Raw genomic sequence first — 6610 nt, forward strand, 5'->3', positions numbered from 1 at the left:
AGCGTTTCAGGGGCGGGCAGGATGCCCAAACCTACTCCCACAAGAAAATTCACTCTTTGTGGAACAGGCATCTTGCCTGTTCTTGAGCATGGTGCAATATAGAAGTTACTATTTTTACTATAAACCACGAACTCTCCAGCAACTCTAACGCCCATTTTGTAACTTTCTTACCTCTTTGTGTACGCTCATCCCAATTTCCAAAGCCTCATTCAGCAACCGCCCGTATTCAGTCGCCCGATCGCTCACATCCACCGCCATCAAAGCAGCCAAATTACTTTCAATATTAGCAAATAACTCGTAACGGCGACCGATAAATTGCTGATTTTCCCTGAGAATTCTCTCTGTTTTCAAAGCACAGACTAAACTTCCTCTAGTAATTTTTAATGCTTCAATTGCATCTCCTCGGTTCATTAAATTGGCTTGTAAATTGCCAGCAGCCGTTAGGCGATCGATAATATCTAATACCATTTTTTTAAAGATATGATAGACTTGTGTAAAAAGTAAAGGCGAGAATTACAACCCACATTCCGCACCCCCAACTGGCACTACCGGCGGATTGAGGGGGAAAAAGTGAATCATCTGAGATAGAGCGTGAGTAAAAACACCCAAAAATCTATGCAACGAGATCATCACCCAGTTAGGAATTCCTAAAAATTGACGTGAGGGCATAAATTAAATCTTCTTAACCCATAAAACGTCAAAAATCAGACCATTAACAACTATTAATTTCCAGCATATCGCCTGCATTATGACAATAATACATCACTGCTGAATCAACAATTATTTAAATGTAAGTCAGTTTTACCAATCAATAATCGACTTCATTTCACAACAATAAATAATAAAACCGACAGGTGACTGGCAACAAATTTAAGATAGCTAACCGTTCGGATGTCAACTTAGAAACTTGTTGAATTACTTGAATAAAAACGGCATGAATCGATTGAATAATTTTGAATATCGAGCGCAAAGTAGGTCGATTGGTTCCTTTACCCAACTGATTTTTTATGGTTTTATTAGTGAGTTGCAAGTTTTGCCGGAGTAACCTTTGACCTAAAGTATAAACCAACAAACACAAACCCATTATCAAAGTTAAAGCCTCGATTCTTTCCGGCGACTTTAGAAACACGCTATCCGTAAAAAATAAGGGGTCTTTCAAAAACCCAAACCCTCTCTCTGCCGACTGCTGTTCCTTAAATTTTACAATCATTTCATCAGGATTTAATTGTGATGCCTCCAGCACATTAGTAGCTAAGATAAATCTACCACTAGCTTTTGTTGCCTTGGCTACCGCACGCTTCATCTAATTCTAGTTGTGCTTGAACTTTAAATATTAACTTAGAGCTATAAATGTCAGATATGGTCGAATTAGCATCGGATTTTGCTGTCGATTGTCTGCTACTAATTTGGGTGAAATTATGATATTTTACTTCTGTAGATAAACGACGGGCTGCTGACAAGGCATCGGTGTCACAAGCAAATTCAATATTTGACAACTCTCGCAACTTTTTCTGACCCTCAATTTCAGCTTTTTTGAGTTTTTTTTCTAATTTACGTGGGTCGGCATCACGACGTAAACTGCTCTCTACTACTAACCATCTTTGTGTAATTCCACCATAATTACTTTTGTGTTCTGACCAAGTATATCCCGTCACAGAACTAGAGTTAAATTCTGTTTCATTTAACTGAAATACCAGTTGCTGCGCTTGTTTTAGGCTCAACGGTACGCGAGTTAATCATCTTAAATTGGTTAAAATGGAGAAATTTGGGGCTCAATATAATGCACCCGAAGCAACCATTAAACTGTCCAGATTTAACTGTTGTTTAAACTCCTGACAAATTGATGTGAATACGGCACGATCTGATTCATTTCCCGAACGCACCCGTAAAAATAGTGGTACATCTCCATCCCTACTACAAATTAAATCTAAAATGAATTGTTTTAAGTCGGGCCTGTGGTCGCGGGAGTAGCCGTAGGTAATCTTAATTGGCACGGCCGATGACACAGGTTTAGTGGAATCGCGATCTCCGCGATCGAGTGCCGTTTCTGACTCGATAACAGATACAGATGCTAGCTCTGATTCGTATTTGCCATGCAGGTGAAAGGAACTTGAATCTAAATGGGCTGTCCCTGTATCGATCTCAAATTTTTGAGCTGCGGAAGCGGCGATAGTAGTAAATATTTGGCTCCTTCCTACTAAATATAGCTTGTCTAATACTCTACCTAAGCGGTATTCGTTAAGGTGTGATGCTTGAATACCTTCACCCATTAAATGTTCGATTGCTTTGCCTTCAAAAAATTTGGGAAATAAGTATAATGGAGCCCAAACGTGCCCTAACCCATTGATAATCATCGCTTTGACTGCCTGACCCGGACTGACAATCTCACCCGGTTGTTCCCCTATTAACTCGTTGATTTTTTGGACAATTCCTATTTCATCAACTAGACCTGCTATCAGACCAAGATGGTCGAGGTTAGAGACGGTTATCTCAGTTGCTTGATGCACGGGCTTCTTGAGTTCGAGCGAGTTGTTTGCTACCTGAGTTTAGACTATTTTTATCCCCAGCGCTGCACAGGGGACGACTGGTTTTTGTTGTTCATTTACACGATCGCACATTTTCATCCTGAATCGTTTTACCAAGCTTTCGAGCGACACAGGTTGGTTGTTGTGGCGCGCACTTAATCTCCAACGATCTTTCACAGAAGCACTTCCGTCGGCTGTATTTTTCAAAATTGACCACAAATCGCGATCGTCACACGGCTTTCTGAGTATTTATTACTCAAATCTCACCGACCCATCGACTCTTCCTTCCCACCCCAACTGTGTGTGTGCCAGTTGAGGGTGCGGAATGTGGGCTTCATCACCGTATCAGCCATATTTCGATGACCAGACGTCACGCAGCCTCATCAGAGATTCACTTGCGTTCACCCATTCAGTCTTCCTCTTGCCCGGTTTGTCCAAATGGCTTGGACGCTCCTTAGACGTTACCTCCTTGCAAAAGACCCCACCGTTACCAGTGATGCCCTTGGAGATTGAGGATAGGTTTGGACACTAACCTAGAGAAGTCACCTCCTCACTCACAACATGCGACATCGTGTCGCGCTAACCATGTCGTCCGCATAACGAACTGATGGGTGTATGTCCTCTATCCCATTCAACGCAATGTTGGCAAGTAGGGGACTCACCACACCCCCTTGAGGTGTACCCTGTTCGGGGAATTCTGGGTTGACTCCTGCTTTGAGGCATCGGAAGATTCCGAGCTTTATACCCGTTGGGGCAATGAGCCGTTCCATAATTGATTTGTGGCTTATCCTGTCGAAGCACTTTTCGATATCGAGTTCTATGACCCGCTTTTCTATCCCATTTACTCTGGAATTCAGATTGTCGAACAGATATTTCTGCGCGTCGTGTGCCGATCTGCCTGCCCTAAATCCATAACTCCTCGCATGGAAAGTTGCCTCGTGTGCTGGTTCCAGTGCGTATTTAACAAGGCATTGCCATGCTCTGTCCGCAATGGTGGGGACTTTCAGAATACGAGTCTTACCATCTTTCTTAGGGATGGGTATCTCTCGTAGTTTTGAGTGCTTCCAATTGTTAACTGATTGTTTGAGTTGTTCACTCAAAGCGAATCTATCCTCGAATGAGAGGGAAGCCTTACCATCAATTCCGGCAGTCTTTTTTCCAGCATTGAGCTGCGTGACTTGGCGTATTGCCCTTAGCCTCGCTGCGGTGGATTTAAGAATCAGCTTCTGAAGTGAAGCTGCTCTCCGCCTGTCGCCCTCTCGAATAGCTTTGAACACTCGCTTTTGTAGGCGGAATAAGTCACGGCGGAATAAGTCACGGCAACGTTCTCCAGGATTCACTAGCGTTATTGCTGTGTCTAATCATTCTCTACTCCAGTTCATGTTTTCTGAACACCGAGCGACCAATTACGGTCTGTCCTACCCGAACTCAGGGAGTTCCGCTGCTCGTCCAGCCTACGTCGGGGTTCGACATCCCCTTGACCCTTAGTCCGTTTTTCCTCGTTCCGGTTTACAGATTGTTTGACAGTTTAGGTTTGACCAATTCGCCTACATCCATCTCATGGGATAACGGCTAACAATCAGACATTGCCGCGAGATTAGGATGTGAAGTCGGTATTTTTATTTCAGATTACCGATTGGACGTAAGACGCTTTTTGAGGTCATTTTTAACCATGCTGTCTCTCCATTAGCGCCAGTGTGCCGTATCTGCTTAGGCTCTAGATTGCGCCCTGTCCCCAGCTTCAACCTCCGAAATTCCGAGTTCGGTCATTGTGGGCAGATAGGGAGTAACTGTATCCCTTACAGTGAAGGACTTGCACCTTCATCCGTAAACCAGTTATGAGATTTTCAAGGTTCTGCCTTGACGTTCTCACCTAGAGTTATGTATTTGTTCTAGAACGAGTCGCACCTGATTGCGTCCTGTTCCCAGCTTCACTCTCCAAGAATCGAGCTTGGTCGGTGTGGGCAGATAGGGAGTCATACCTGAGTCTGGCAGAAGGGACTTACACCCTTATCAGACCGAGAGTTCAGCCTTGTGGCTGGAAACGCTATGTACGGGCTTTCACCGTGATTCACGTTTCAACGAATCGCACTTCTTCTATCCATGCGGGGGAGATAGTCCGCCCCAAAGCCGTATTTTGGCCAAAAAAAAGACCCCATAGTTAAAAGAGGAGTCAGCCAAGGGATACCGGAGCCGGCCATAAGTGTCGAAACCCTTACTGTGTATAGGTTCAAAAAAAAGTCAAAAATATTTTCACAAAACGCTTGACAACTCTTGGTAGAGTTGATACATTAATAAAGCGCCAGAAGGGAAGCGGTTCAAACAACCGCGAACTAAAGGTCAAAAACTGAACCTAGAAAAAAGAATAGTTTGAAAGCTTAAAGCACTATTAACCTCGTCAAAAAAATCAAGATTGAGAGTAAAAGCGAGAGCTGAACTCAATATCGCAAACAACGAGAAAAAAGTCAAGGGAAAAAAAGCCAGCCTTTGTGCTGAGTAGAAAGAACTTGACTCAAGCCAAAAAAAACAATCCAACACGGAGAGTTTGATCCTGGCTCAGGATGAACGCTGGCGGTCTGCTTAACACATGCAAGTCGAACGGAGTAGAAATACTTAGTGGCGGACGGGTGAGTAACGCGTGAGAATCTGCCTTCAGGACGGAGACAACAGTTGGAAACGACTGCTAAGCCCCGATGTACCGCAAGGGAAAATATTTATAGCCTGAAGATGAGCTCGCGTCCGATTAGCTAGTTGGGGGGGTAAAGGCCCACCAAGGCGACGATCGGTAGCTGGTCTGAGAGGACGATCAGCCACACTGGGACTGAGACACGGCCCAGACTCCTACGGGAGGCAGCAGTGGGGAATTTTCCGCAATGGGCGAAAGCCTGACGGAGCAAGACCGCGTGGGGGAAGAAGGCTCTTGGGTTGTAAACCCCTTTTCTCTGGGAAGAAAGTTGTGAAAGCAACCTGACGGTACCAGAGGAATCAGCATCGGCTAACTCCGTGCCAGCAGCCGCGGTAAGACGGAGGATGCAAGCGTTATCCGGAATGATTGGGCGTAAAGCGTCCGCAGGTGGCAGTTCAAGTCTGCTGTCAAAGACCGGGGCTTAACTTCGGAAAGGCAGTGGAAACTGAACAGCTAGAGTATGGTAGGGGCAGAGGGAATTCCTGGTGTAGCGGTGAAATGCGTAGAGATCAGGAAGAACATCGGTGGCGAAGGCGCTCTGCTGGACCATAACTGACACTCAGGGACGAAAGCTAGGGGAGCGAATGGGATTAGATACCCCAGTAGTCCTAGCCGTAAACGATGGATACTAGGTGTTGTCTGTATCGACCCGGACAGTGCCGTAGCTAACGCGTTAAGTATCCCGCCTGGGGAGTACGCACGCAAGTGTGAAACTCAAAGGAATTGACGGGGGCCCGCACAAGCGGTGGAGTATGTGGTTTAATTCGATGCAACGCGAAGAACCTTACCAGGACTTGACATGTCGCGAATCTTTTGGAAACAGAAGAGTGCCTTCGGGAGCGCGAACACAGGTGGTGCATGGCTGTCGTCAGCTCGTGTCGTGAGATGTTGGGTTAAGTCCCGCAACGAGCGCAACCCTCGTGTTTAGTTGCCATCATTAAGTTGGGCACTCTAAACAGACTGCCGGTGACAAACCGGAGGAAGGTGGGGATGACGTCAAGTCAGCATGCCCCTTACGTCCTGGGCTACACACGTACTACAATGGTAGGGACAGAGGGCAGCCAACCCGCGAGGGCGAGCTAATCCCGTAAACCCTGCCTCAGTTCAGATTGCAGGCTGCAACTCGCCTGCATGAAGGCGGAATCGCTAGTAATCGCAGGTCAGCATACTGCGGTGAATCCGTTCCCGGGCCTTGTACACACCGCCCGTCACACCATGGAAGTTGGCCACGCCCGAAGTCATTACTCTAACCTGTAAAGGAGGAGGATGCCGAAGGCAGGGCTGATGACTGGGGTGAAGTCGTAACAAGGTAGCCGTACCGGAAGGTGTGGCTGGATCACCTCCTTTTAGGGAGACCATCTGATAATAGACCGAACCTAAAATATAGGTCGTTGTCAGT

General features: G+C 46.0%; 3 protein-coding genes, 1 rRNA gene and 1 pseudogene. 2 read left to right on the top strand and 3 right to left on the bottom strand.

The genetic code is table 11. From position 1 onward, the window contains the following. Positions 1-144: 144 nt before the first annotated feature. Both QUB04_RS01295 and QUB04_RS01300 read right to left on the bottom strand, forming a co-directional pair. Entirely contained in the window at positions 145-468 is a 324-nt protein-coding gene (locus QUB04_RS01295; RefSeq protein WP_333280175.1) for a hypothetical protein, read from the bottom strand. Positions 469-826: 358 nt separating this feature from the next. Next, positions 827-2507 (bottom strand): annotated as a pseudogene (locus QUB04_RS01300) (IS1634 family transposase). On the opposite strand from QUB04_RS01300, the gene QUB04_RS01305 reads away from it, so the two are divergent. Further along, positions 2502-2684: a hypothetical protein gene (locus QUB04_RS01305; protein ID WP_333280177.1), complete on the top strand. Its 183-nt coding sequence runs from the start codon at positions 2502-2504 to the stop codon at positions 2682-2684. The pseudogene QUB04_RS01300 and the gene QUB04_RS01305 sit on opposite strands and share 6 nt — an antisense overlap. A gap of 395 nt (positions 2685-3079) precedes the next feature. On the opposite strand, the gene QUB04_RS01310 is transcribed toward QUB04_RS01305, so the two are convergent. Next, positions 3080-3865: a reverse transcriptase domain-containing protein gene (locus QUB04_RS01310; RefSeq protein ID WP_445251354.1), complete on the bottom strand. Its 786-nt coding sequence runs from the start codon at positions 3863-3865 to the stop codon at positions 3080-3082. A 1193-nt stretch (positions 3866-5058) separates the two neighbouring features. Between QUB04_RS01310 and QUB04_RS01315 the strand changes: the two genes are divergently transcribed. Continuing rightward, a 16S ribosomal RNA gene (locus QUB04_RS01315) occupies positions 5059-6558 on the top strand. Positions 6559-6610: the final 52 nt, after the last annotated feature.

The sequence above is a fragment of the Microcoleus sp. D2_18a_B4 genome (genome assembly GCF_036702475.1).
In the GTDB taxonomy this organism is placed as follows: Bacteria; Cyanobacteriota; Cyanobacteriia; order Cyanobacteriales; family Microcoleaceae; genus Microcoleus.